Raw genomic sequence first — 23,477 nt, 5'->3', positions numbered from 1 at the left:
ATGCATCTTCTTCTTGCCCAGAAAGGAACAATCAGCGACGGCAATGAAGCCGTCGATCTCGGCCAGACGCCGGGAGAGATATTGTTCCTTTCCGCTGCCGATACCGAACTGGCCAGTTTGGCGCAGGCACACAGACTTGCGCCGGATTTGCCAAGCTTGCGGCTGGCCAATTTCCTGAGTCTCACCCATCCCATGTCGGTGGACGCTTATGTGGAGCGTACTGCCAGATATGCGAGCCTCATCGTGGTGCGCATCATTGGCGGCGAGACATACTGGCCTTACGGGTTGGAAGCGCTGCATGCTTGTGCACTCAATCACGGTATCAAGATTGCCGTATTGCCGGGAGACGACAAGCCGGATCATGGGCTGGACCGGTTTTCAACGATCTCTGCGCACGAGCGAAATGAACTCTGGCAGTATCTGATCGAGGGCGGGGCTGTGAATGCCGGTGCATTCCTTCACTACTGCGCTGCGCTGATAGCGGGTTCCGAGAAGCCGGAAAGTGCTGCACCTCTGCTCAAGGCTGGTCTGTGGTGGCCGGGAGAGCATGTCTCCTCGCTGGATAGTATTCGCACGCACTGGAGCGATGCAAAAGCACCTGTCGCTGGCATTATTTTTTATCGGGCGCTGGTGCAAAGCGGACAGACGCAGCCGGTCGATGCGCTGATTGCTGCTTTGCAGGCAAAAGGTCTCAATCCGCTTCCGATATTCGTTTCGAGCCTCAAGGATCGATTGTCTGCGGCAGTCGTCGACGGTCTGTTCGAGGATTGTCCGCCGGATATCGTTTTGAATGCCACGGGGTTTGCAATTTCTTCGCCGGGGGCGGAGCGCAAGCCGACTGTCCTCGATAAGCGCGGCAATGTGGTGTTGCAGGTGATTTTTTCCGGCACGCCGAAGGCGGTTTGGGAAAGCTCGCAGCAAGGTCTGCTTGCGCGTGATCTGGCGATGAATGTCGCCTTGCCGGAAGTGGACGGGCGTGTGCTTTCGCGTGCCGTTTCCTTCAAGTCTGCAAAGCAGTTTGATGCGGCAGTGGAAGCGAATATCGTGACACACGAGCCGCATGAAAACCGCGTGGGCTTTGTGGCGCAACTTGCTGAAAACTGGGTTCGGTTGAAGCGAAAATCACCTGATGAAAGACGTGTTGCGCTTATCCTCGCGAATTATCCGAACCGTGACGGACGGCTTGGAAACGGGGTAGGTCTCGACACGCCTGCCGGGACGGTTGAAGTACTGCGCGCCATGGCGAAGAATGGCTATTCCGTCGCTGACCTTCCCGTAGACGGTGATGCATTGATGCGTGCCTTGACGACAGGACCGACCAATGCTGCGCATGACGGGCGTGAAATCCGTGACACGATTTCACTGAATCAATACAAGGCTTTCTTCAAAAAACTTCCCATTGCGATTCAGAAAGAAATCGAAGAGCGTTGGGGTGCGCCGGAAAACGATCCTTATTTTGCGCAGGAGCTTGCCGCTTTCGCATTGCCGTTGATGCGGCTGGGTGAAACCTTCGTGGGCATTCAGCCGGCACGCGGTTACAACATCGACCCGAAAGAGACATATCATTCACCTGATCTGGTGCCACCTCACGGCTATATTGCCTTCTACGCTTTTCTGCGTGAGGTCGCAGGCATCGATGCCATTGTGCACATGGGGAAGCACGGAAATCTGGAATGGCTGCCGGGGAAGGCTTTGGCGTTATCGGAAAATTGCTATCCCGAAGCTGTGTTCGGCCCCACGCCGCACATCTATCCTTTCATTGTGAATGATCCGGGCGAAGGCACGCAGGCCAAGCGTCGCGCCAGCGCGGTTATTATCGACCACCTGACGCCGCCGCTGACGCGCGCTGAAAGTTATGGGCCGTTGAAAGACCTTGAAGCGCTGGTGGACGAATATTACGAGGCCTCCGGCGTCGATCCGCGCCGCCTGCTCAGACTGAAAGGACAGATACTCGATCTCGTGCGCGACATCGGGCTTGATCGCGATGCGGGCATTCACGACCATGACGATGAGGACATGGCGCTGCAAAAGCTCGACGCCTATCTCTGTGATCTCAAGGAAATGCAGATACGTGACGGTCTGCATATTTTCGGGCTGGCGCCTGAAGGCAGGCTGCTGACGGATCTTCTGGTTGCGCTGGCACGTGTGCCACGCGGTGTTCCTGTTTCGCTCGGTGTTGCGCCGGGAGATCAAAGTCTCCAGCGTGCAATCGCTGCGGATTGCGGGCTTGGCGAAACATTCGATCCGCTGGACTGCAATATGGCAGAGGCGTGGACAGGTGCCAAACCGGAACTCCTGCTGGCTGCGAGCCCTGCAACATGGCGCATTGCGGGTGATACGGTGGAGCGTATCGAACTGCTGGCAGCCAGCTTTGTTGCAGGCGCGATAGAGTGCCCCGCAGACTGGCCGCAGACGCAGGCGGTTCTCCAATCCATTGAGGCGCATCTGCGCCCCATGGTGGTTTCCTGCGGGCCTTCGGAAATAGATGGATTTCTTGCCGCACTTGGCGGGCGGTTTGTGCCGCCGGGACCATCCGGCGCACCGACACGCGGCCGTCCCGATGTGCTGCCAACCGGTCGTAATTTCTTCTCTACTGATAGTCGCGCCGTTCCCACTCCGGCAGCATGGGAACTTGGACGCAAATCGGCGGAACTCCTGATCACCCGTTACACGCAAGATCATGGTGAATGGCCGACATCGTTCGGCCTGACCGCGTGGGGCACATCGAATATGCGCACCGGCGGTGATGATATTGCGCAGGCTTTGGCGCTGATCGGCGTCAAGCCGCTCTGGGATATGGCGTCACGCCGGGTGACTGGATACGAAATTATTCCGATTGCAAAGCTTGGTCGTCCACGTGTCGATGTGACATTGCGCATTTCCGGCTTCTTCCGCGACGCGTTTCCAGAACAGATTGCATTGTTCGACAAGGCCGTGCGTGCAGTAGGCGCTCTTGATGAGGATGCCGTGGACAATCCAATCGCAGCGCGTATGCGAATTGAACAGGTGCGTCTTGTTGCAGAAGGGTCAGACGAAAAGACTGCGGAGCGGCGTGCGGGCTATCGTGTCTTCGGGTCCAAACCCGGCGCTTATGGAGCAGGCCTGCAGGCCTTGATCGACGAGAACGGCTGGGCGGGACGCAACGATCTGGCGGAAGCCTGGCTTGTCTGGGGCGGTTACGCCTATGGCGCAGGCGAGGAAGGGCAGGCTGAGCGCGGCCTTCTCGAAGAACAGCTGCGTTCGGTTCAGGCTGTTGTGCAAAATCAGGACAATCGTGAGCACGACCTTCTCGATAGCGACGATTACTACCAGTTCGAAGGTGGGATGGCTGCGACCGTTGAAAGCTTGAGTGGCGCAATGCCTGCGGTTTATCACAACGACCATTCCCGCCCGGAAAAGCCGGTCATTCGTGCGCTGGAAGAAGAACTTTCGCGCGTCGTACGTGGTCGCGCGGCCAACCCCAAATGGATCGCAGGCGTCATGCGCCACGGCTATAAGGGCGCGGCAGAGATTGCGGCAACTGTCGACTATCTGTTCGCCTTCGCGGCGACCACCGGCAAGGTCGGGAACCATCATTTCGAGGCGGTCTATCAGGCTTATATCGCCGACAAGTCGGTGCATGATTTCATGGCCGAGAAAAACCCGGCAGCACTTGCCGAGACGGCAGCGAAACTCAACGATGCTATCTTGCGCGGCTTCTGGACACCTCGCTCCAACTCTGCGCGGTTCGAGCTGGAAACATTGAGTTCAAATCTTCAAAAATTGAATCCGGAAAGGGCGGTAAATGGCTGAGAAATCGGAAAAACTTCTTTCGATGACGGAAGAGGAACTGAATGCACGCCATGCGGACAAGATGCGCAAGAAGAAAGCTGCCCGCGACAAGATTCAAGCGACAAAGACTGAAGAAAAAGGGCTGGTGATCGTCCATACCGGTAAAGGCAAGGGCAAGTCGACGGCCGGTTTTGGGATGGTTTTCCGTGCGCTGGGTCACGGAATGAAAATCGGCGTCGTGCAGTTCGTCAAAGGCTCGTGGGACACGGGTGAGCGCTGGGTGCTCGAAAAGTTCCCCGAACAGGTGACTATTTCAGCACTAGGCGAAGGCTTTACCTGGGAGACTCAGGACCGAACGCGAGACATCGCCATGGCGCGTGGGGCATGGGAACAAGCCAAAGCCATGATATTGGATGAAAGCTACGATATGGTGCTCTGTGATGAGCTGAATATCGTGCTTCGCTACGATTATCTGCCGGTTGAGGAAGTGATCGAGGTTCTCGAAGCCAAGCCGGAGATGAAGCATGTCATCATTACCGGTCGCAATGCCAAGGACGAGCTGATTGAAGCGGCCGACCTCGTGACGGAGATGGAAATGATAAAGCATCCGTTCCGCTCTGGTGTGAAGGCACAGAAGGGTATTGAGTTTTGATGATTGCTAGCTGGCAATTCTGGGCACTGATGTCGGCGGTGTTTGCCGCATTGACCGCCATCTTCGCTAAGGTCGGTATTCAGGGCATCAATTCTGATTTCGCCACGCTCGTGCGCACGCTGGTCATCATTGGCGCGTTGTGCCTGTTCCTGACCGTTACCGGCCAATGGCAGAAACCCGGCGAGATTTCCGGAAAGTCGTGGCTGTTTCTGGTGCTGTCAGGTCTGGCGACCGGTGCTTCGTGGCTTGCCTATTTCCGGGCCTTGCAGATCGGGGATGCATCGCGCGTCGCGCCGATTGATAAATTGTCGGTTGTGCTGGTGGCACTGTTCGGTGCGGCATTCCTTGGCGAGCGCATGTCCACCCTCAACTGGTTTGGCATTCTGCTTATCGGCTGCGGCGTGGTGCTGGTCGCGCTTCGGATTTAGAGCGTATCCCGAAAAGTGTGAAACGGTTTTCGGAAAAGATGCGCGATTCAAAACAAATATTTAGAGCGCCGATCTGATCCAATCAGATCGAAATGCGCTCTAAAACCCAACCCACTGGCGCAGCGGATTGGTTCCGTCCATCAAAAGGCGAACTGCCAGCGCCAGGCTGACAACGATCAAAAGCGGTTTGATAATGCGTGAGCCGACCTTCATGGCGAGGCTTGCGCCAATCTGTGCGCCGATAAACTGGGCGACGCCCATACAGATACCGATCTTCCAGTTGATGACGCCGACAGCGGCAAAGGTTGCAAAGCCGCCGACATTGGACGCACAGTTGAGAAGCTTCGTGTGCGCGGTGGCTTTCAGCACACCGAAGCCGGCCAGCGCCACGAAAGCGAGCATGAAGAACGAACCGGTCCCGGGGCCGAAAAGGCCATCATAAAAACCGATCAGCGGAACGAGTGTTACGCCGAAAAGAAACGGGCCGATACGTCGCGCACGATCAACATCGCCAAGGCTCGGCTTGATGGCAAAGTAGACTGCAATCGCGATGAGGAGGATTGGCAGCGCTGCACGCATGATGTCGACCGGCAGAACCGTTGCGAGTAAAGCGCCGAACACTGAACCGATGAGCGATGCAAGTGCTTCAGGCCACTGTTCCTTGATGTTTACATGCCCTTTGCGTGCATAGGCGATGGTTGCCGATGACGAGCCGAACAAGCCTTGCAGCTTGTTCGTGCCAAGCGCTTCAACGGGTGGAATTCCGGCCAGTAGCAAGGCGGGGATTGTAATCATTCCGCCACCACCGGCGATGGAATCGATGATCCCGGCGATGAATGCCGCAGCCGTCAGGAGCAGGGTAAGTGTATCGAAAAATTCAAGCATAGGGGAAGCCCAAGGGAGAGGTGGGCGCAACATAGAGCAGCTGCTTTCCTAACGCTAGTCGGACAAGGATAATCTTCGAAGAAAGCCAGTGCGTTGAGCGCGATTGTTTTCCGGTGCATCCGGCGTTATTCATTATATTCAGGCTGAAAGTTTTGAGGGGTTCCATGAGCGAGAGCATCTTTGAGCGGATTACCGCTTTTCTCAGCAAGAAGAGCGCCGTGCAGCGCGTGGCCGATGATCCGGCGCTCGCATCTGAACTGCTTTTGCTGTTGCATGTGGTGTTTGCCGATGGCGACCAGCATCCTGCTGAAATAGCGGCGTTCAAGGAAATTGCCGAAAGGAATTTCGGCATTCCGCCGGAAGAGCTTCCGGAAGTGGCCGAGTATCTCAAGGATTTCGCCTACGAGACGACAACCAAGCAAGCTGCCAACATGCTGGCCGAGATGGCACCGGATCGCCGTTTGGCGCTGCTTAGTGACCTCGTAAAGATTGCCTGTTCCGATCACCGGCTTGACCGTTCCGAGGCAACGATGATCCAGCGCATTGCCGATACACTCGGCGTCAAGCCGGAAGAGCTGCACAAAGCACGCCAGTCGTCGCCCTGTGGGTTCTAAAAACTACAGCACAGTCCTCGGCATGGGCGGTTCGTCCGGCGTGACATTCGACGAGCTTTTGGCTTTGGCCGATCAGGTGTTGTTACAAGGCTGCCGTTCGCGGCCTGACGCTATCGCAACCTTGAGTACCAAGTGTGGCGAGCTCGCATGGAACGAGCTTGCAGCGCACTATGAATGTGCGCTTTGTTTCTTCGATGCCGAGCGGCTGGAAAAGGAAACTCCGCGTCTCGAAAACCCATCGGAGACTGTTTTCGAGACAATTGGATGTCATGGTGTCGCTGAAGCGGCTGCGCTTGCTGCCACCGGTCCGAATGGCTTTCTTGTGGTCGAAAAAACCGTATCAGGCCGGGCAACTGCCGCATTGGCTGTCGCCCGGTCCCGACTTCGGATTATGCGGCAATAGTCTTACGTCGCTGAATAATGTAGGCCACGAGCGTAGCGATCGAAAGCAGAGTTGCGGTCGCTGTGATGACGGCAACATAAGCACTCTCAAAAGCCGCCGATGCCAGTGCCGTCAGAGTTTGTGCATCTGCTGGCGATAGGGATTGAGCTGCCAGAAGCGCTTCGTCCAGACTGTCGCGCACGATTGCGGGGATACCTGCACCTTCAGGAATCACAAGGCTTGCCGTGTAGAATACGGACAAAATGCTTCCGAAAACCGTGACACCGAGAGCATTGCCGAGTTCAAAGGAAACTTCTTCAACGGAAGCTGCCATGCCTGCCTTTTCAACCGGTGCATTGGTCATGATCGCCGACGATGCACCTGTCATGGCAGCTCCCACGCCGAAGCCGAGAATCGCAAGCCCGACCAGATAGAACGATGCCGAAGTCTTGTAAGTCAGAATGTAGACAATAACGCCGAGTGCTGTGATCCCCAGCGACGACCACAGAAGCTTGCCGGTACCAAGGCGCGGCAGCATGATGCCAGCGAGCGGCCCTGCAACGAAAGCGGCCAGAGGAATAGGCAAGATTGATAATCCGGCATGCAAGGGTGTCATGCCTTCGATCAGCTGCATGCGCTGGCTGAAGACGAGCTCCATCCCCGTCATTGAACCGGACGCCACCAGAGCTGCGAAAACACCCATCGAAAACAGCTTGTTGTTGAACAGAGAAAAGTCGATCAGCGGTGCTTCGCTTGCGAGCTGCCTGCGCACGAAGATGAATGATGCGACCAACCCGATTGCAAGCGCGGCTGTAAATACAGTCATGGACGCATCGCGCTTTGCGAGTTCCTTCACGGCATAGGTGAGTGCAATCAATCCAACCATAATCTGGATCGAACCGATCAAATCCCATTTGCGCTTGGAGCCGAGCGGACGGTTTTCAAGTGTGAAGACGGAGAGTGACAGTGCAACCAGTACGACGGGTACGTTGATAAGGAAGACCGATCCCCACCAGAAATATTCCAGCAGAACGCCGCCTGCCACAGGGCCGATGGCGGCGCCGCCTGATGCAATAGCCGCCCAGATGCCGATTGCAAGCGAGCGTTCCTTGTCATCGGTGAACGTCAACCGAATGATGGAGAGCGTTGCGGGCATCATCATGGCTGCGCCGCAAGCGAGAAATGCGCGAGCGGCAATAAGGAATTCCGGGTTTGGCGAGTAGGCCGCGCAGAATGAGGCAAGCCCGAAGACTGTGAGTCCAGACATGAACATGCGCTTGTGGCCGACCTTGTCGCCAAGCGTGCCGAGGCCGGGCAGGAGCCCTGCAACGACGAGCGGATAGATGTTCATGATCCAGAGCTTTTCGGAAGCGCTGGCCGCGAGATCGTGGGTGAGGCGGGGTAGCGCCGTATAAAGCACCGTCATGTCCACGACGATCAGAAACAATGCGCTGGAAACAATGGTCAGAACCAGCCAGCGATTTTTCGGCAACATTGGATAGTACCTTTTCAATACGCTTGTATTCAAACTTGCGAGGAGGGCTCACTTAATATAAATCCGTCTGTATGGAAAGTGAAAATTTGCACAAAATAGGCAGGCCGCGCTCAATCGACCGTGACCATGTGCTCGATATGGCTGAAAAGCTCGTCGCCGAAGGTGGGCTGGTCGCCCTCACCATGGATGCCGTCGCACAGGCTTCTGGTGTGACCAAAGGGGGCGTTCAGTATTGCTTCGGCAATAAGGACGGGCTTTTGAAAGCGATGATCGGGCGGTGGGGCGATCGTTTCGACGCACAGGTCGACAAGAAAAAGCAAGGCCGCATGGACGCGCTTTCTCATATCGCCGCCCATATTCGCGTGACCCGCGAAAGCGATGCCGAAGACGACTCGCGCTTTGCGGCCATGATGACCAGTCTCATTCCTAACACCGAACATCTGGATGAAACCCGTCTCTGGTATCGCAAGCAATGGGATGGGCTTGACGTCTCCACACCGGAAGGGCGCAGGACTCGGCTGGCCTTCATAGCCAATGAAGGTGCATTCCTGTTGCGCAGCTTCAATTTCTTCGAACTGACGGATGAGGAATGGCAGTCGATCTTCAACGATATCGAAGAGCTTTTGCCGGAAACGGATTGACTTTCGACATCACGGAAAGTCATGTCCGCAGTTCAGGAAGGGGAAATCGTGACTGTTCATTTCATTGGAGCCGGCCCCGGCGCGGCGGACCTTATCACCGTGCGCGGTCTGCGCCTCATCGAGCAATGTCCTGTCTGCATCTATGCGGGCTCGCTGGTGCCGAAGGAGGTTGTTGCCGGAGCACCGAAGGATGTGCGTCTGGTCGACAGTTCATCGCTAACGCTGGACGAGATTATCGCTGAGATGGAAGCAGCACATGTGCAAGGCCTCGACGTTGCGCGAGTGCATTCGGGCGACCCGTCGATTTATGGCGCTATGGCTGAACAGATGCGTCGGCTGGACAGTCTAGGCATTCCATATGATGTGACGCCGGGGGTGCCAGCTTTTGCAGCCGCTGCCGCTGCCATGAAGCAGGAACTGACCATTCCCGAGGTCAATCAGACAATCATCCTGACCCGTACCTCGATGAAATCGTCTGCCATGCCTGAAGGCGAAGACCTTACCACACTCGGGCGGTCGGGTGCGACGCTGGTGATCCATCTTTCCATCCGGAACCTCAACAAAATCGAGGCCGAGCTGACACCTCTTTACGGTGCTGATTGCCCGGTGGTTATCGCCTATCGCGTTGGATGGCCTGATGAACAAATTCTACGCGGTACGCTGTCAGATATAGCGGAGAAGGTGGCTGCATTCGGGTTGAAACGTACGGCAATGATTTTTGTCGGGCGCGGACTGGACCCTAAAAGCTTTCGCGATTCAGCGCTTTACCATGAAGCGCACAGCCACGCGGCGCGTTCAAAAACCTAGTGCTTTGCGGGCGAATATGATTGCCTCTTCTGGCGAGGTGACAACGTTTCTGGCCGCGACCGGTGGCCGAGAAATCATCATGACCGGAAGTCCCAGTGCACGGGCAGCCTCGATTTTTGCATAGGAAATGGTGCCGCCCGAATTGCGGCTGACGATCAGCCCGATCCTGCGGCCTTCCAGAAAACGCTTCTCCGCAGCGTAATCGCCGGGTCTCGCCAGAACGATTTCGCAATCCTGTGGTAGTGCCACATCCGGTGGATCGATCATGCGGATGACGAAATGAGCATCGGCACGCTTCGCAAAAGGGGCGATATGCTGGCGACCGAGCGCCAGAAACACACGCTCGCCGGATGGGATGGCGTTCGCGGCTTCGGCTTCGTCGGAAATATCAATCCAATGATCTCCCGGCTTTTCCTCCCAGGCGGGGCGCTCCAGCCTCACCAACGGTATGCTGCGCTTGCCTGCCGCCTGCATTGCATTTTGCGAGATGCGTGCGGCATAGGGATGGGTCGCATCAATGATGAGGTCTATCCGTTCTTCGTCGAGATAGGCAGCAAGCCCATCAACACCTCCGAAGCCACCGCTTCGAACCGTTCCGGTCAGTTTGGCTGGATTGCTGGTACGCCCGGCAAGCGAGGTAATGGCATTGACGGGCAGCCCTGCGAAGGCCGTTGCAAGTGCCGCAGCCTCGGTCGTTCCGCCGAGAATGAGTATCTTGGGGTCAGACGCGCGCAAGGATATTCCCACTGCGATCAGTTACGATAATCTCGACCGCGACCGGCGCGCCGCGAAGGGTTTCGAGCGCGGTTTCCTTCGCCTTGAGCGCAATTGGCGTGGCCATGTCGAGGCCGATTGATTGAGTCAGTTCAAGTACTTCCAGCGCAGTGTTCGCAAAGAGAATCTGATCCTTCATGCTTTCCGGCGCGCCAGCCTTTTCGGCGAGGGTCCAAAGGAAACTCTTGTCCACTTGCGACCGTGAAGAATGGAGGTCGAGCGCACCTTGCGCAAGCTTCGTCAGCTTGGCGAAACCGCCTGCGATCGTAAGTTTGTCGATAGGATGCTCGCGCAGATATTTGAGCACACCGCCAGCGAAATCGCCCATGTCGAGAATGGCAAAATCGGGCAGATCATAGAGCGCCTGCGCAGCATCCTCGGACGTCGAACCTGTCGCGCCGAGGACATGTTTCTGCCCGGCTGCGCGTGCAACGTCGATGCCGCGATGGATCGAATGTATCCAGGCTGAACACGAAAACGGGTGGACCACACCAGTGGTGCCGAGAATGGAAATACCGCCGACGATACCGAGACGCGGGTTCCATGTCTTTTTGGCAATCTCTTCGCCGCCGGGCACTGATATCGTAATGACGATATCCGCGGGCAGGCCGTATTCGGCGCAAATCTGCTCGCAGATTTCGGTCATCATGCGGCGCGGGACCGGATTAATAGCTGCTTCGCCCGGAGGGATTTGAAGGCCAGGTCGCGTAACTGTGCCAACGCCTTCACCTGCACGAAAGACGACGCCGGTTCCGGGTGGGGCCGGGAATACGGTCGAGATGATCGTGGCACCATGGGTCACGTCAGGATCGTCGCCTGCATCCTTGACGATGCCTGCCATCGCATAGCCATCGCCCAGCCCTTCATAGGCGAGCTGGAAATAGGGTACTTCCCCCTTGGGCAGAATTATACCGACGGGATCAGGAAATTCACCGGTAATAAGCGCCGTCAATGCCGCCTTGGTGGCAGCGGTTGCGCAGGCGCCCGTGGTCCAGCCGCGGCGGAGCTCGGCTTTTTCCTGACTTTTATTCGTTGGAGCGGTTTCGTCATTCATGGACGCCTTATAATGTATCTGATAGCTGTGCCGCCAGATAGAATAGTGGTTGATGAAAATGAACAAGGCTGAAGAAACGGCTGCATGTGTCATTGCGAGGAGCAAAGTGACCTTGCCTGCGATGGAGCCCGGCCATGTCTGGCTCGTTGGGGCCGGGCCGGGCGATCCCGGTCTTTTGACGCTTCACGCTGTCAACGCCCTGCAACAGGCGGATTTCATCGTTTACGACGCGCTGGTGGATGATGCCTGCCTGTCTCTCAAGAATGCAGATGCTGTTTTGGAATATGCAGGCAAGCGCGGCGGCAAGCCTTCACCGAAACAGCGTGATATATCCCTGCGGCTTGTCGAACTTGCAAAATCGGGAAAGAAGGTGCTGCGCCTGAAAGGCGGTGATCCGTTCGTATTCGGACGGGGAGCAGAAGAGGCGCTGACCTTGGTGGAGCATGGTGTTCCGTTTCGCATCGTTCCCGGAGTGACCGCAGGAATCGGCGGCCTTGCCTATGCAGGCATTGCAGCCACCCATCGCGATATCAATCAATCGGTGACCTTTCTGACCGGTCACGATGCCAGCGGCTCGATGCCTGACGGAATCAACTGGACTGGGATCGCCAAGTCTGCGCCGGTTATCGTCATGTATATGGCGATGAAACATATAGACCTTATCGCCAGGCGGCTGATCGAGGCAGGGCGTTCGCCGGATGAGCCTGTCGCCTTCGTGTGCAATGCAAGCCTCCCCAACCAGACCGTACTTGAAACGACATTGGCGCGGGCTGCAAAAGATGTTGAAGCGGCGGGGCTGAACCCGCCTGCAATTGTGGTCGTAGGTGAAGTGGTTCGTCTGCGTGCCGGGCTGGACTGGATGGGGGCGTTGAACGGCAAAGCCCTGTCCAGCGATCCGCTTGCCAGACGAAATCAAAATGAGGGAGTGCGAAGCGCATGAAGGGGTTCATGATAGCAGCGCCGGCTTCCGGGTCTGGCAAGACAACGGTAACGCTGGGTTTGCTGCGCGCCTTGAAGCGGCGGGGAGAAGCGCTTGCGCCGGTCAAGGCCGGTCCCGACTATATCGACCCCGCCTACCACAAGGCTGCAAGCGGGGTGGATTGCTTCAATCTGGACCCTTGGGCGATGCGCCCTGAACTTATCAGTGCACTGTCCTCCCGCATGACGGAAAGTGGTGCCAGGCTATTGGTTGCCGAGGGCATGATGGGGCTCTTTGACGGAGCGATGGACGGCAAGGGTTCATCTGCCGATCTTGCCCGGCTTCTCGATCTGCCGGTGGTGCTGGTGGTGGATTGTGCCCGGCAATCACATTCCATTGCCGCTCTTGTCTGGGGTTTCAGCCAGTTTCGCAAGGATGTGCTGATTGCGGGCATCATCCTCAATCGCGTTGGCAGCTCCCGGCATGAGGCTATGTTGCGCGGCGCATTGGAGCCGCTCCGTATTCCGGTTCTTGGTGCATTGCCTCGCGATACTGCTCTTTCCTTGCCGGAAAGGCACTTGGGGCTGGTGCAGGCGGGCGAGCACTCCGATCTTGAGAGCTTTCTCGAACACGCTGCAGATACGATGGAAACGCATATCGATCTGGACGCGCTGCAGACGATCTGGTCGCGACCGAAGCGCTTCGATGCGATGGCCAATGTCCCGCGCCTGAAGCCGCTGGGCAACCACATTGCCGTTGCCCGCGATGACGCATTTGCCTTTGCCTATGCGCATTTGTTTGAAGGCTGGCGCAGGCGAGGGGTGGAGATTTCATTCTTCTCACCGCTCGGCGATGAGTCTCCGAGACAGGATGCCGATGCAATCTATCTGCCGGGCGGCTATCCTGAATTGCATGCAGGGCGTTTGGCGCAGGCAGGACGCTTTCAGGCGGGCATACGCGAAGCTGCAGCCCGTGGGGTAACAGTTTACGGCGAATGTGGCGGTTACATGGTTCTCGGCGAAAGCTTGCAGGATGCGGAGGGTGTTGCGCATCCAATGCTGGGTCTTTTGCAGCTTGAGACGAGTTTTGCGAAAAGAAAGCTTCATCTTGGCTACCGGGTGCTGGAACCGCTTGAAGGTTCTCCCTGGACGGAGCCACTGAAAGCGCATGAGTTTCACTATGCCAGCATCGTGCGTGAAGGAAAGGCTGATCGTCTTTTCCGTGTGCGTGATGCTGTCGGCGACGATGTTGGCGAGGCAGGCCTGAGAGTCGGCTCCGTTTCAGGCTCGTTCATGCATGTCATCGATTTTTGCGGAGAGAAAGCTTGAGTGCAGAAATCGAGCATGGCGGCGCGCTCGACAAGGCCGTCGCGCGTTTTGGTGGCAGGCCGCAAGACTGGCTCGACCTTTCGACGGGCATCAATCCAGAGCATTTTCCGCTTCCCGAACTGACACCTGAAATCTGGAACCGTCTGCCTGATGAAGGATTGTTACAGGAAACGTTGCGACTGGCCCGCAGCTATTATCGACTGAACGAGAAAGTACCGATCGTTGCAGCGCCGGGCACGCAGGCTTTGATCCAGCTCGTTCCAACGCTGATCGCGCCGTCGACGGTAGCCATCCTCGGACCGACCTATCAGGAACACGCTGCTTCGTTCGCCGCTTCCGGCTGGAAGGTTGTGCAATGTGTGACGCTTGATGAAATTCCGAGTGAGGCAACAGCGGCAGTCATCGTTAATCCGAACAATCCAGACGGTCGCGTGATTTCGAAAGAGGCTCTCCTGCAACTTGCACAGAAACTCGGTGCTCGCGGCGGGTTTCTGGTTGTTGATGAGGCGTTCGCCGACGCGCATGAGGCTGTCAGCATTGCGGCAAATGCGGAAGATGCACCGATGATCGTGCTGAAATCCTTCGGCAAGTTTTTCGGGCTTGCTGGCGTTCGTCTGGGCTTTGCAATTACAGGCGGTCGTCTTGTTGAAGCGTTGGAGCGGCGGCTTGGACCATGGGCGGTTTCTGGCCCGGCACTGGCAATCGCCAATCATGCTTTCAGCGATGCCGGAACGCTTGCGGATTATCGCGCCCGTGTTGATCTGCGGCGGGCGGAGTTGTCGGCTGTTCTGGACAAAAGCGGTCTGAAGGAAATTGGCGGCACGGCGTTATTTTCTCTCGTCGAAGACGTGGATGCAATCGGGATTTACACCAGATTGTGCGAGAGACATATTCTGATCCGGAAATTCGATTACGCCCCGCGCTGGTTGCGCATTGGTTTGCCTTTGGATGATGTGGCGCTTGCGCGGTTCGAAAAGGCGTTGAAATTTTGATTCAGTTTTTCTGGTCAAGCTCATGGAAATAAAGCTGATTATTCTTTCGCTGGCGCTTCTTCTGGATCGCTTTGTCGGCGACCCGCCGCAGCTATGGCAGAAGGTGCCGCACCCCGTCGTCCTGTTCGGGAAAGCAATTTCGTGGGGCGAAAAGCGCTGGAACAATCGCAATCTCTCTGCCTCGGTGCTTCGCCGAAACGGCATGTGGCTGACGATCGGGCTGGTGATGGCCTGTGTGGTTCTGGGGCTCATCCTTGAACTCTCGTTACCCTTCGCCGGGACTGCCGGTGCAGTTGCCGAAATCCTGATCGTGACGGTGTTGCTTGCACAGAAAAGCCTTGCCGATCATGTGCAGGCGGTCGCACTGGCATTGCGTGAGGAAGGGATCGAAGGCGGTCGTCGGGCTGTGTCGATGATCGTCGGGCGCAATCCCGAACATCTCGATGAAGGCGGTGTCAGTCGTGCAGCGATAGAAAGCCTCGCGGAAAACGCTTCAGATGGTATCGTTGCACCTGCGTTCTGGTTTCTGGTCGGTGGGCTACCTGGTTTGTTCGCCTACAAGCTGATCAATACCGCTGATTCCATGATCGGCCATCTGAATGATCGCTATCATGACTTTGGTCGTTTTGCCGCAAAGCTGGACGATGTCGCTAATTATATCCCAGCCAGACTGACCGGACTGCTCGCCTCCCTTGCCACCGCGATCACGAAAGACAGGCTTTCAGGCAAAGAAGCGTTTTCCGTTATGCGCCGTGATGCACGTCTGCATCGCTCGCCCAATGCTGGCTGGCCGGAATCGGCTTTTGCAGGCGGGCTGGGGCTGGCGCTTGCCGGTCCGCGCCAATATGGGGCGGAGAAAGTCGAAGGGCCGATGCTGAATGCATCCGGCAAGCGCGACGCCAACGCTGATGATATCGATGCCGCGCTTCATCTTTTCTGGTCGACGATGAGCCTGATGACCGGACTGATGATTGCTGCAAGCCTGATTGGGCTACTTGTCGGCTAGCACGAACCGCTTGCCATCGAACCGCTGCAGGCGGTTCGGGTTGTCGGTTCGGACACCATTGCCATCGAACTTGATCGAGCCAAGAACGGTTTCAAAGGAATTATTGCGGAGTGTGTCGATAATCGGCAGCTTCTGCTCGTCGGCACGCTTGATCACATCCGCAGGGATTTCCGCACTGGCATAGCCAATGATTGCATAGGCGTCTGCAAGTTTCCCGGCTTGACGCAATGCATCGATTGCTGGCTTTGCCGTCGAGAGTTCCTGCGGACGGAGCGGGGCAATCATCAACGTGCCCTGACTTAGGGGTTGTGTGCCGGGTGCTGCGTCAAGAAGACTGCCGCCTGCAATTGTCAGCGGGTAGTTGAGCGCGGTAGCGCTTGCGCCTATAGCCGCAATATCGTCGCGTTCACCGCCGACATAAACATGGGTAGCGCCTGCGCGCCGCAACCGGGCGACCAGAGCATTCTGGTTATCGAGACCCGGTCGGTAGGTGTCTGTGAAAACCGGCTGTAGTTGTTGCTCTTTAAGGCTGGCTAAAACGCGTGCAGCTCGTTCGCGTCCTTCGATGGTACCATCATCGATGATTGCGAAAGATTGCGCGCGCCAAAGGCTGCCAAGGAAGCTCCCGGTTGCCTGTGTTTCCTTGTCGAGGCCGGTTGCAAGACGGAATACCGCCATCGGCACGGGGGCACGTCTTTCAGTCAACGTGGCTTCGCTGACGCCTGATGTCACAACAGGTATGTTGCTGGCTGCGAGAACCGGAAGTGCTGCTTCAAGCGCTTCCGGGCACAGAAAGCCGGTGACGACCCGGACGTTTTCCTTGACGAAGCGTTCTGCGGCTTCCTTGCCGCCTTCAGCATCGCAGCGATCATCGAAAATAACGAGTTCTGCGCCTTTTGCAGTGGCGGCTACACGAGCGCCTTCCGCCAGCTGATTGCCCAATGGAGCGAACGTTCCGGACAGCGGTGCTGCGAGCCCGACGCGCATATCCTCCGCCTGCGCCAGTACTGAACTGGCCAGCAGTATAAGGATGATACTTGTCAGCGCTGCGGTCGGACGTTTCCCAAGCTCGATCACGTGATCCGTCTTCATTAAACAATTCGTGGCATTTTCAACGAAAAGTGGGTAGCTGTTTCCTGGCCTTTGTGCAATGCCCGTTATGTGGGCCCCTTATTTGGGCTCGTTATGCGGACTTGTTACCAGGGTAGCTGGCTTCAGATAACATGCCATAGGGCGAGACGGATTCTGTTGGACGTGCAAACGATTAAGAACATCATTTCAAGTGCAGCTTCGGTGGAATCCAAGTCCTATCGGGATGCCATGAGTCATTACGCCGGCGCAGTACAGATCGTCACGACTGCCGGTAGTGCGGGAAGGCGTGGTCTGACGCTGACGGCGGCCTGTTCGGTTTCGGATAATCCGCCGACGATCCTGATTTGCCTGCAAAAGATTCATGAAGAAAACCGGCTGTTCATCGAAAACGGCGTGTTCGCCGTCAACACGCTCGCGGGGTCGCACCAACAGCTCGCAGACGCTTTTTCGGGCCGTATCGGCCTGACCCAGGATGAGCGGTTCGAACTGGCGCGCTGGGATGTTCAGGTGACCGGAGCACCCATATTGCAGGGTGCACTTGCCGCTTTCGATTGCCGGGTGGTCAGCGTGCAGGATCACTCCACGCATCACGTCCTTTTCGGGGAAGTCGTGGGCCTGCGGTCCAAAGCCGAGGACGAGGCGCTGGTCTATCTCAACAGGCGCTATCATACGCTGGAGCTGTAATCCGATGAGCCATAGAATGTTGAAGCATGGAATAGGTGGCCTGTTTGGGGCATTGTTTCTGTTTTCAACTGTGATGGCATCCGGGGCAGCGTCTTTGCCGCCATACAAGGACGATTATTTCGCCTATCCCGGCATTATCAGCAGCGCTGACGATGGTGATTACAAGGTTATCGATTACAACGAGATGCGCGATATCAACGGGCGCGATGCGGTGCCTGAAAAGCGCGTGAAAGATGCTTATGTCTCGCTGAAGGCGCGCGCTTACCAGAAGGACGTTACCTTTCAGACTGCTGCCGGGCCGGTGAAGGCCATGACAGCAGGCAAGCGCGAAGGCGCGTCCTTTATCGTCATCTACCTGCATGGTAGGGGCGGTAATCGCCTGCAAGGTATGAATGATTTTACCTTTGGCGGCAATTTCAACCGTGTGAAGAATCTCGCGGCATTGAATGGCGGTCTCTATATCACGCCGGATTTCAAGGATTTTGCCGATGCGGGTGAGGCGCAGATTGCCGGATTGATCGAAGCAGCCAAGGCATCATCACCGAGCGCTCCGTTGATCCTGTCCTGCGGCTCGCAAGGCGGAACACTATGCTGGCGCATAGCGGCTGATGAAAAGGCGGGGAACCAGCTCGCAGGCCTTATTCTGCTCGGCTCGCTTTGGGATGACGGATTTTTCAAGTCACCCGCATTCAAGAAACGTGTGCCAGTCTTCTTCGGACATGGCAGCCGTGATCCGGTTTTTGCAATCGACAAGCAGGAAGCCTTTTATCGCGAGATCCGCAAGCGCGCGCCGGGTTATCCGGTCCAGTTCCGGCGTTTCGAAAGTGGTAATCACGGCACGCCGATCCGCATGTCCGACTGGCGCGAGATGCTGAACTGGATTCTAGCAAAACAGTGATGCCAGACTGTGGATGCGAATCGAAATTCTGGCAATGTGACCTTCCTGCCACTCGACAATCGAGCAAAACCGAATAGTTATCGAACTTAAAATTTTACCTACTCAGCAGATCCTATGAGGTAGATCATGTACGGACGCGCCCGCACCGGAGCCCGTTTTCTAGCCATTGCCATGTTGGCCCCGCTTGCCGCTGCCTGCACGACGACTGTACCAACCACGACGGCGACGCCGGGCAAGACCGATGCCCCGATCAGCGCGCCGACGATTTCGATGCCTCGCTTCACGCCGACGGCTTATGTCGATCCGGCGCTCGCGCAGCCGTGCATCACTGCCGCTGCCAACAAGTATTTCCTGCCGGAACACGCTATCTCTGCCATCAACTCCCGTCCGGGTGCAGCAGGCGGCACCGATGTCGATCTCAAGGTCGATCTGCGTACCGCTGTTTGCCAGCTGACCGCCATGGGCGGTGTGCGCGCTGTTATCGATACGTCGCCGAAGAGTGCCGATCAGGTTGCAGCTGAAGCGGCAGCAGCCAAGGTCGATGCAACCGCCGCTGCCCAGCCGAAAAAGGCTAAGGCGAAGAAGAACTGATTCAACAATCAGGGATAACACATGAAAAAGGCAGGGTTTTCCCTGCCTTTTTTGTTTGTCATTTCTCTGGCTTTTCGCCGTACCAGCGCGGTGTATAAACCCACTCCCTGCCATCAGACTTCGCAAAAACTTGCGTGTGGGACGAGCCGACAATCACAACGGTTCGCATATCGACATCATCTGGTGTCAGTGCGCCGAGCATGGTTGTCCGTGTAGTCTCAGCCGGTCTGCCTATGTCGCGCCCAAGGACAACGGGCGTTTCGGGAGACCGATATTGCCGCAGGATTTCAAGCGCGCGACCAAGCTGATGCGGACGTGCCTTGGAGATGGGATTGTAGAACGCCATGGCGAGATCGGCTTCGGCGGCAAGCGCAAGGCGCTTCTCGATAATTTCCCAGGGTTTCAGATTGTCCGATAGCGAAATAATGCAGAAGTCGTGTCCAAGCGGCGCTCCGATCCGCGATGCGGCGGCCATTGCAGCGGAAATGCCGGGCTGGATGACGAGCTCCACGCCGTGCCATGCCGCATTTTCCGTTTCGTGAAGCGCCTCCACGACTGCCGCAGCCATGGCGAAGACACCGGGATCTCCCGAAGAAACCATGGCGACATGTCGCCCGGAAGCAGCGAGTTCGAATGCATGATGTGCCCGTTGCATTTCTTCCCGATTATCAGTCATATGAACGATCTGATCGGCGCGGAAAGGACGAAGGTTTTCTTCCGCCATCCGCACATAGGTCTCATAGCCGAGAATGTCTTCGGCCTGTTCCAGTTCGTGCTGAACGGCAGGCGTCATTAGCTCTCGTGATCCGGGCCCAAGGCCGATAACGACCAGCTTGCCACGTTTTCGACCGACAAACAGAACATCTGCCGGGGTGGCAGCCACGGCAATGGCAAGCCCCAAGCTCTCCATCAGTTGAACCGGCTGTTCCACCGAATGAAGAACGATCTCACGAGCATCGGTTGCATTCGCCACATAGCGCAGCGGGACACCAATTTTCGCCGCAGCCTCTTGGAGCCGCGGCGAAGTACAGTCTTTTTCGTGGGCGAGAAGCAATGCCAGCGACGCTGGGACAATCCCCGCCTTGGCAAGTGCATCTTCAATATCGTTCTGAATGTTCTCGCTGACCCTATCGACGCCAATCGCCACACTGCGCGGATGATAAATCAGCTCGTCTGGCTGGGGTGTGCGGATGTGGGGCGTTATGCTGATCGTCAGCGCACCGTCATTGGCGAAAGGCAGTTTGGAATTAGCAAGCCAGCGTGATTTTCCGTCAAGCTGCACCTTCTGTCCCGCAAGCAGGTTCGACGTGAAATTTTTCGCGTCGTCAGTACTGGCAAGGGTCAGTTCGGCAGGCGGGTGCAGCAGATTGATACCGAACCGCAGTTCGCCGGACGTGGTTATGGCAGGCGCAACCTCAAGTGCTGCCGCAATCTGCCGAGCCATGTCATTGACACCGGAGAGACCACCCAGAAGCGGCACAACTGCGCTTCCATCTTCGGCGACAGCAAGAACCGGCGGTTCGACGCGCTTGTTCTGCAGCAATGGTGCCAGCGCCCGGATGACGATACCGGCTGCACAAAGCGCGATGATGGGGCGGCCCTCCTCATAAAGCGACCTGACCGCATCGCCGAAATGCACGAAGGTTTCATCCAGCGACGCAACACGGTTCTGGAGGCCGCGTATTTCGGCGCGTTCCAGCACCGATGCGATCCGCCGCGCGGCAGGAACCGCGGCTTCTCCGAGAACCAGAATCGCAGGAATCACGCGCCGTTCCATTTTTGCCCCGGAACGAGAATGATTGAAAAATAGGGACAGTCGCTACTGTCGACTTCGGCAAGTGGCACAATGCGCTGATTGGCCATGGTGGCGCGCTCAACATAGAGCGCACGGTCCATGAGACCGAGCTCGCCCAGCACAGCGCGGACCTTATCGAGGTTTTTGCCAAGCTTCATGATAGCTGCAGCGCCTGTATCCGCGAGCCGTCGCGTCAGTTCTTCTGCGCTCATGACGCCGGAGAGAACGGATAATGTCTGATTGCGATAGACCAGTGGCGCGCCCAGTACAGCCGAAGCGCCAAGGACGGAGCAGACACCGGGCACGACTTCCGTTTCATACTGATCGGCAAGCCGGTCATGAATATACATGAACGAGCCGTAGAAAAACGGGTCGCCTTCCGCTATCACGGCCACATCCTGACCTCTATCAAGATGGCTCGCTATCGTGCTCGTTATCTCGCCGTAGAAATCGCTGACGATCTGTTCGTAATCCATATGCGCGGGAAGCTTTTCCGTCGTCACTGGATAGATCAACGGCACCAGAACCTGTTCCGGTGAAAGATATTCCTCGACTATTGTGAGGGCATTGCCCTTCTTCCCCTTGGCTGCGTGATAAGCCACAACCGGTGCGCTTTTGAGGAGACGCAGGGCTTTAAGCGTTATCAGTTCGGGATCGCCGGGGCCAACGCCCAGGCCAAACAGTCTGCCTTTTACCGTCATTATTCGCGCTCCGAGGCAAGCGCATTGACTGCCGCCGCCGTCATGGCGCTGCCACCGCGTCTTCCGCGTACAATCACATAAGGTACACCGCGGCTGTTGGCGGCGAGTTCGTCTTTGGATTCTGCCGCGCCGACAAAGCCAACCGGCATGCCGATGATGAGCGCAGGTTTTGGCGCGCCAGCATCCAGCAATTCGAACAGGCGGAAGAGGGCGGTCGGTGCATTGCCGATTGCAACAATACTGTTGCCGAGATGCTGGAGCCAGAGGTCGAGCGCTGCAGCCGAGCGGGTATTGTCGATCTTCGTTGCAAGCTCGGGAACCGATGGGTCGTTCAGCGTGCAGATGACTTCATTATTGGCAGGCAGACGAGAGCGTGTAATACCCTCTGCCACCATGCGTGCATCACAAAGAATGGGCGCACCGGCGAGCAGAGCGTCGCGTCCGGCTTTGCCAGCGCCTTCCGAGAAAGCGAGGTCATTGACCACATCCACCATGCCACAGGCATGAATGACACGGACTGCAAGCTTTTCCAGATCGGCTGGTATCCGGCTTAGATCGGCCTCGGCGCGAATGATGGCGAAGGACCGGTCGTAAATGGCCTGCCCATCGCGAATATAGTCTGTCATGGTGACCGCTCTAATCAGTGTCGGGCGTTCAGAAGGCACGCCGCTTCGTCAATGGTGATATCAGTCGCCAATAGCCGTCCAAAGCGCGATGGTCCAGCCCCGTCTTGCGGAAACGTCTCTTGCGCGTAAAGATCGTAGCGACCTGTCGAGCGCGCCAGAAGCGTGTGCGGCAAAGGTGCAAGTGCTGCGCATGACTTGGCGCATCCCGTGATGTGCACGGATGATTTTCCCGGTGCCAGATATGTTGCCAGCCTTTTACCGTCTGTCTGTGTGTCGGCGAGTGCGGAGACGCAGCCATTTGATCCCGAACAGGCACGAAGCCGCGCATGTGGGGCCTCGGCTTTCGTTTCGAGGTCAAGCGAACGAAGTTTTTCGGTTACTTCACCAATCTGGGTTTCGCCTACATAAGGCAGGATAACGCCTTGCCACGGCGTAAGGCGCAGTTCACGTTTTCCGCTGTCGGAGAGGTCTGCCAGATCAGCAAGTTGCTGCGACGCCAGCCGTCCCATGAGCGGCATGGCACCGACATAAAATGAACCGTCAGATTGCTGGTTGTTGCCGAGATGCGAAAATGGCATCGGTGCCTTGCGCTTCCAACCGGTTGCGGGGTGGATGGGGAACGACAATCCCCGGTTCAGTTCCGCCAGAAGTTTTGATGGAGGGGTGGCCTCGAACAGATGCTTCATCCGTGCAAAACTGCCTTGGCGTAAAAAATGGTGGAGCAACGCTTCCATGAAGGGCAGGGCGTGCTGTGCGTCTATAGCCCCCATCGCTTCCCTGTCGGGAGACGAAGCAAGGCCAAAGGCAAAGGTTTCGCCGTCTATTGCCGAAAGCCAGATGTCACCCGGATGGGAAATCATCGCGCAGTCTTCGCCACCGTCGATCTGCAACGAGAATTTCGGCGACAGGGCATAGAAAGCCTCATTGGCCTGCAGCATGTTCAGCACAGATGATGCCAGTCCGGTGACGTTGCATATCTGGCCCCGGTCAATGCCAGCGGTGGGGCTGACCATCACATTGCGAATATCATCCGCGCCGGGATTGTCGGCGCCAAGGCCAGCCGCCTGAAGTGCCGCGACGGCATCGTTCCAATGTCTGGGCGCAATACCGCGCAACTGGATATTGGAGCGAATCGACAGCTCTATCGCGCCCGCATCGAAACGTTCGGCTATTGCTGCAATTGAACGCGCCTGATCGGCAGAAAGGCGACCGAGCCTCAGTTTGATACGGGCAATAGCCCCATCCCTGGCCATAACCATACGCGAAAGACCGGGGCAGGCGTTGCGCCTGTCGGGTTGGGCTTGCCGCGACTGAGTGATTTGCTGGCTCGACATTTCAGCCT

23 protein-coding genes are annotated in these 23,477 nt (G+C 56.9%); 14 read left to right on the top strand and 9 right to left on the bottom strand.

The window, feature by feature from the left end; all coding sequences use genetic code 11:
* The 3 genes from cobN to KWJ32_RS12625 are packed head-to-tail and all read left to right on the top strand — an operon-like array spanning position 1 to position 4,851.
* Positions 1–3,792, top strand: coding sequence for a cobaltochelatase subunit CobN (cobN, locus tag KWJ32_RS12635; protein WP_151609984.1), 3,792 nt, complete (start codon positions 1–3; stop codon positions 3,790–3,792).
* Positions 3,785–4,423 (top strand): cob(I)yrinic acid a,c-diamide adenosyltransferase, encoded by a 639-nt coding sequence (gene cobO, locus KWJ32_RS12630; RefSeq protein ID WP_010659839.1) that lies wholly within the window; start codon positions 3,785–3,787, stop codon positions 4,421–4,423. The genes cobN and cobO overlap by 8 nt, the downstream gene beginning before the upstream one ends.
* Positions 4,423–4,851 carry an EamA family transporter gene (locus KWJ32_RS12625; RefSeq protein ID WP_012091859.1) on the top strand — a complete coding sequence of 143 codons (429 nt, stop codon included), beginning with the start codon at positions 4,423–4,425 and terminating at the stop codon, positions 4,849–4,851. Before cobO ends, KWJ32_RS12625 begins: the two co-directional genes overlap by 1 nt.
* A 99-nt stretch (positions 4,852–4,950) precedes the next feature.
* Here KWJ32_RS12625 and KWJ32_RS12620 read toward each other — a convergent pair whose 3' ends face one another.
* The gene (locus KWJ32_RS12620; protein WP_125335300.1) at positions 4,951–5,736 is read right to left on the bottom strand and encodes a TSUP family transporter; all 786 of its coding nucleotides are present in this window, start codon (positions 5,734–5,736) and stop codon (positions 4,951–4,953) included.
* A gap of 164 nt (positions 5,737–5,900) precedes the next feature.
* Between KWJ32_RS12620 and KWJ32_RS12615 the strand changes: the two genes are divergently transcribed.
* Positions 5,901–6,350, top strand: coding sequence for a TerB family tellurite resistance protein (locus KWJ32_RS12615; RefSeq protein ID WP_010659842.1), 450 nt, complete (start codon positions 5,901–5,903; stop codon positions 6,348–6,350).
* Positions 6,351–6,372: 22 nt separating this feature from the next.
* A complete protein-coding gene (locus tag KWJ32_RS12610) occupies positions 6,373–6,753 on the top strand; it encodes a cobalamin biosynthesis protein (protein WP_040129224.1) in 381 nt (126 codons plus the stop codon).
* On the opposite strand, the gene KWJ32_RS12605 is transcribed toward KWJ32_RS12610, so the two are convergent.
* Positions 6,740–8,227: an MFS transporter gene (locus KWJ32_RS12605; RefSeq protein ID WP_012091862.1), complete on the bottom strand. Its 1,488-nt coding sequence runs from the start codon at positions 8,225–8,227 to the stop codon at positions 6,740–6,742. The two genes, KWJ32_RS12610 and KWJ32_RS12605, sit on opposite strands and share 14 nt — an antisense overlap.
* Before the next feature lie 86 nt (positions 8,228–8,313).
* Here KWJ32_RS12605 and KWJ32_RS12600 point away from each other — a divergent pair, with 86 nt between their 5' ends.
* On the top strand, positions 8,314–8,868 hold the full coding sequence (locus KWJ32_RS12600; protein WP_010659845.1) for a TetR/AcrR family transcriptional regulator: 555 nt from the start codon (positions 8,314–8,316) through the stop codon (positions 8,866–8,868).
* 48 nt (positions 8,869–8,916) lie between these two features.
* Positions 8,917–9,675: a precorrin-4 C(11)-methyltransferase gene (cobM, locus tag KWJ32_RS12595; RefSeq protein ID WP_040130107.1), complete on the top strand. Its 759-nt coding sequence runs from the start codon at positions 8,917–8,919 to the stop codon at positions 9,673–9,675.
* Here the strand turns inward: cobM and KWJ32_RS12590 are convergent.
* On the bottom strand, positions 9,664–10,410 hold the full coding sequence (locus tag KWJ32_RS12590) for a cobalt-precorrin-6A reductase (RefSeq protein WP_012091865.1): 747 nt from the start codon (positions 10,408–10,410) through the stop codon (positions 9,664–9,666). The two genes, cobM and KWJ32_RS12590, sit on opposite strands and share 12 nt — an antisense overlap.
* The gene (locus KWJ32_RS12585) at positions 10,397–11,503 is read right to left on the bottom strand and encodes a cobalt-precorrin-5B (C(1))-methyltransferase (protein WP_012091866.1); all 1,107 of its coding nucleotides are present in this window, start codon (positions 11,501–11,503) and stop codon (positions 10,397–10,399) included. Before KWJ32_RS12585 ends, KWJ32_RS12590 begins: the two co-directional genes overlap by 14 nt.
* Before the next feature lie 58 nt (positions 11,504–11,561).
* Between KWJ32_RS12585 and cobA the strand changes: the two genes are divergently transcribed.
* Genes cobA through cbiB form a run of 4 tightly spaced genes read left to right on the top strand, consistent with a single transcriptional unit; the run spans position 11,562 to position 15,748 of the window.
* Entirely contained in the window at positions 11,562–12,443 is an 882-nt protein-coding gene (gene cobA / locus KWJ32_RS12580; protein WP_012091867.1) for a uroporphyrinogen-III C-methyltransferase, read from the top strand.
* Complete coding sequence (locus KWJ32_RS12575) at positions 12,440–13,750, top strand: cobyrinate a,c-diamide synthase (protein WP_012091868.1); 1,311 nt, start codon at positions 12,440–12,442, stop codon at positions 13,748–13,750. The genes cobA and KWJ32_RS12575 overlap by 4 nt, the downstream gene beginning before the upstream one ends.
* Positions 13,747–14,742 (top strand): threonine-phosphate decarboxylase CobD, encoded by a 996-nt coding sequence (cobD, locus tag KWJ32_RS12570; protein WP_012091869.1) that lies wholly within the window; start codon positions 13,747–13,749, stop codon positions 14,740–14,742. The genes KWJ32_RS12575 and cobD overlap by 4 nt, the downstream gene beginning before the upstream one ends.
* Positions 14,743–14,764: 22 nt before the next feature.
* Positions 14,765–15,748, top strand: a complete 984-nt coding sequence (cbiB, locus tag KWJ32_RS12565) for an adenosylcobinamide-phosphate synthase CbiB (RefSeq protein WP_151609983.1) — start codon at positions 14,765–14,767, stop codon at positions 15,746–15,748.
* Here cbiB and KWJ32_RS12560 read toward each other — a convergent pair.
* Positions 15,734–16,825, bottom strand: a complete 1,092-nt coding sequence (locus KWJ32_RS12560) for a branched-chain amino acid ABC transporter substrate-binding protein (RefSeq protein WP_151610107.1) — start codon at positions 16,823–16,825, stop codon at positions 15,734–15,736. The two genes, cbiB and KWJ32_RS12560, sit on opposite strands and share 15 nt — an antisense overlap.
* A gap of 177 nt (positions 16,826–17,002) precedes the next feature.
* Between KWJ32_RS12560 and KWJ32_RS12555 the strand changes: the two genes are divergently transcribed.
* From KWJ32_RS12555 to KWJ32_RS12545, 3 genes are all read left to right on the top strand, one after another.
* A complete protein-coding gene (locus tag KWJ32_RS12555; protein ID WP_010659854.1) occupies positions 17,003–17,524 on the top strand; it encodes a flavin reductase in 522 nt (173 codons plus the stop codon).
* Between the two features lie 73 nt (positions 17,525–17,597).
* On the top strand, positions 17,598–18,422 hold the full coding sequence (locus KWJ32_RS12550; protein WP_231771490.1) for an alpha/beta hydrolase: 825 nt from the start codon (positions 17,598–17,600) through the stop codon (positions 18,420–18,422).
* Positions 18,423–18,548: 126 nt separating this feature from the next.
* Positions 18,549–19,013 carry a hypothetical protein gene (locus KWJ32_RS12545; protein ID WP_151609981.1) on the top strand — a complete coding sequence of 155 codons (465 nt, stop codon included), beginning with the start codon at positions 18,549–18,551 and terminating at the stop codon, positions 19,011–19,013.
* Between the two features lie 58 nt (positions 19,014–19,071).
* On the opposite strand, the gene cobJ is transcribed toward KWJ32_RS12545, so the two are convergent.
* From cobJ to cobG, 4 genes are read right to left on the bottom strand one after another with little or no spacing between them, the layout of a single operon-like run.
* Positions 19,072–20,790 (bottom strand): precorrin-3B C(17)-methyltransferase, encoded by a 1,719-nt coding sequence (gene cobJ, locus KWJ32_RS12540; protein ID WP_151609980.1) that lies wholly within the window; start codon positions 20,788–20,790, stop codon positions 19,072–19,074.
* Positions 20,775–21,509 carry a precorrin-2 C(20)-methyltransferase gene (locus KWJ32_RS12535; protein WP_151609978.1) on the bottom strand — a complete coding sequence of 245 codons (735 nt, stop codon included), beginning with the start codon at positions 21,507–21,509 and terminating at the stop codon, positions 20,775–20,777. The genes cobJ and KWJ32_RS12535 overlap by 16 nt, the downstream gene beginning before the upstream one ends.
* On the bottom strand, positions 21,509–22,135 hold the full coding sequence (locus KWJ32_RS12530) for a precorrin-8X methylmutase (protein ID WP_151609976.1): 627 nt from the start codon (positions 22,133–22,135) through the stop codon (positions 21,509–21,511). Before KWJ32_RS12530 ends, KWJ32_RS12535 begins: the two co-directional genes overlap by 1 nt.
* A 14-nt stretch (positions 22,136–22,149) precedes the next feature.
* Positions 22,150–23,469, bottom strand: coding sequence for a precorrin-3B synthase (gene cobG / locus KWJ32_RS12525; RefSeq protein ID WP_151610106.1), 1,320 nt, complete (start codon positions 23,467–23,469; stop codon positions 22,150–22,152).
* Positions 23,470–23,477: the final 8 nt, after the last annotated feature.

The organism is Ochrobactrum sp. BTU2 (genome assembly GCF_024539785.1).
GTDB classification, from domain to species: Bacteria; Pseudomonadota; Alphaproteobacteria; order Rhizobiales; family Rhizobiaceae; genus Brucella; species Brucella anthropi.
The sequence above is the reverse complement of the archived record's forward strand: the minus strand, read 5'-3'. Positions and strand labels throughout refer to the sequence as shown.

Coding starts and splice junctions, on each gene's coding strand:
- KWJ32_RS12530 (WP_151609976.1), bottom strand. CDS start 22,135: ATGACAGACTATATTCGCGATGGGCAGGCCATTTACGACCGGTCCTTC.
- cobA (WP_012091867.1), top strand. CDS start 11,562: ATGAACAAGGCTGAAGAAACGGCTGCATGTGTCATTGCGAGGAGCAAA.
- KWJ32_RS12535 (WP_151609978.1), bottom strand. CDS start 21,509: ATGACGGTAAAAGGCAGACTGTTTGGCCTGGGCGTTGGCCCCGGCGAT.
- KWJ32_RS12550 (WP_231771490.1), top strand. CDS start 17,598: ATGGCATCCGGGGCAGCGTCTTTGCCGCCATACAAGGACGATTATTTC.
- cbiB (WP_151609983.1), top strand. CDS start 14,765: ATGGAAATAAAGCTGATTATTCTTTCGCTGGCGCTTCTTCTGGATCGC.
- KWJ32_RS12620 (WP_125335300.1), bottom strand. CDS start 5,736: ATGCTTGAATTTTTCGATACACTTACCCTGCTCCTGACGGCTGCGGCA.
- cobG (WP_151610106.1), bottom strand. CDS start 23,469: ATGTCGAGCCAGCAAATCACTCAGTCGCGGCAAGCCCAACCCGACAGG.
- KWJ32_RS12625 (WP_012091859.1), top strand. CDS start 4,423: ATGATTGCTAGCTGGCAATTCTGGGCACTGATGTCGGCGGTGTTTGCC.
- cobO (WP_010659839.1), top strand. CDS start 3,785: ATGGCTGAGAAATCGGAAAAACTTCTTTCGATGACGGAAGAGGAACTG.
- KWJ32_RS12585 (WP_012091866.1), bottom strand. CDS start 11,503: ATGAATGACGAAACCGCTCCAACGAATAAAAGTCAGGAAAAAGCCGAG.
- KWJ32_RS12615 (WP_010659842.1), top strand. CDS start 5,901: ATGAGCGAGAGCATCTTTGAGCGGATTACCGCTTTTCTCAGCAAGAAG.
- KWJ32_RS12545 (WP_151609981.1), top strand. CDS start 18,549: ATGTACGGACGCGCCCGCACCGGAGCCCGTTTTCTAGCCATTGCCATG.
- KWJ32_RS12575 (WP_012091868.1), top strand. CDS start 12,440: ATGAAGGGGTTCATGATAGCAGCGCCGGCTTCCGGGTCTGGCAAGACA.
- cobN (WP_151609984.1), top strand. CDS start 1: ATGCATCTTCTTCTTGCCCAGAAAGGAACAATCAGCGACGGCAATGAA.
- KWJ32_RS12610 (WP_040129224.1), top strand. CDS start 6,373: ATGGGCGGTTCGTCCGGCGTGACATTCGACGAGCTTTTGGCTTTGGCC.
- cobJ (WP_151609980.1), bottom strand. CDS start 20,790: ATGGAACGGCGCGTGATTCCTGCGATTCTGGTTCTCGGAGAAGCCGCG.
- KWJ32_RS12605 (WP_012091862.1), bottom strand. CDS start 8,227: ATGTTGCCGAAAAATCGCTGGCTGGTTCTGACCATTGTTTCCAGCGCA.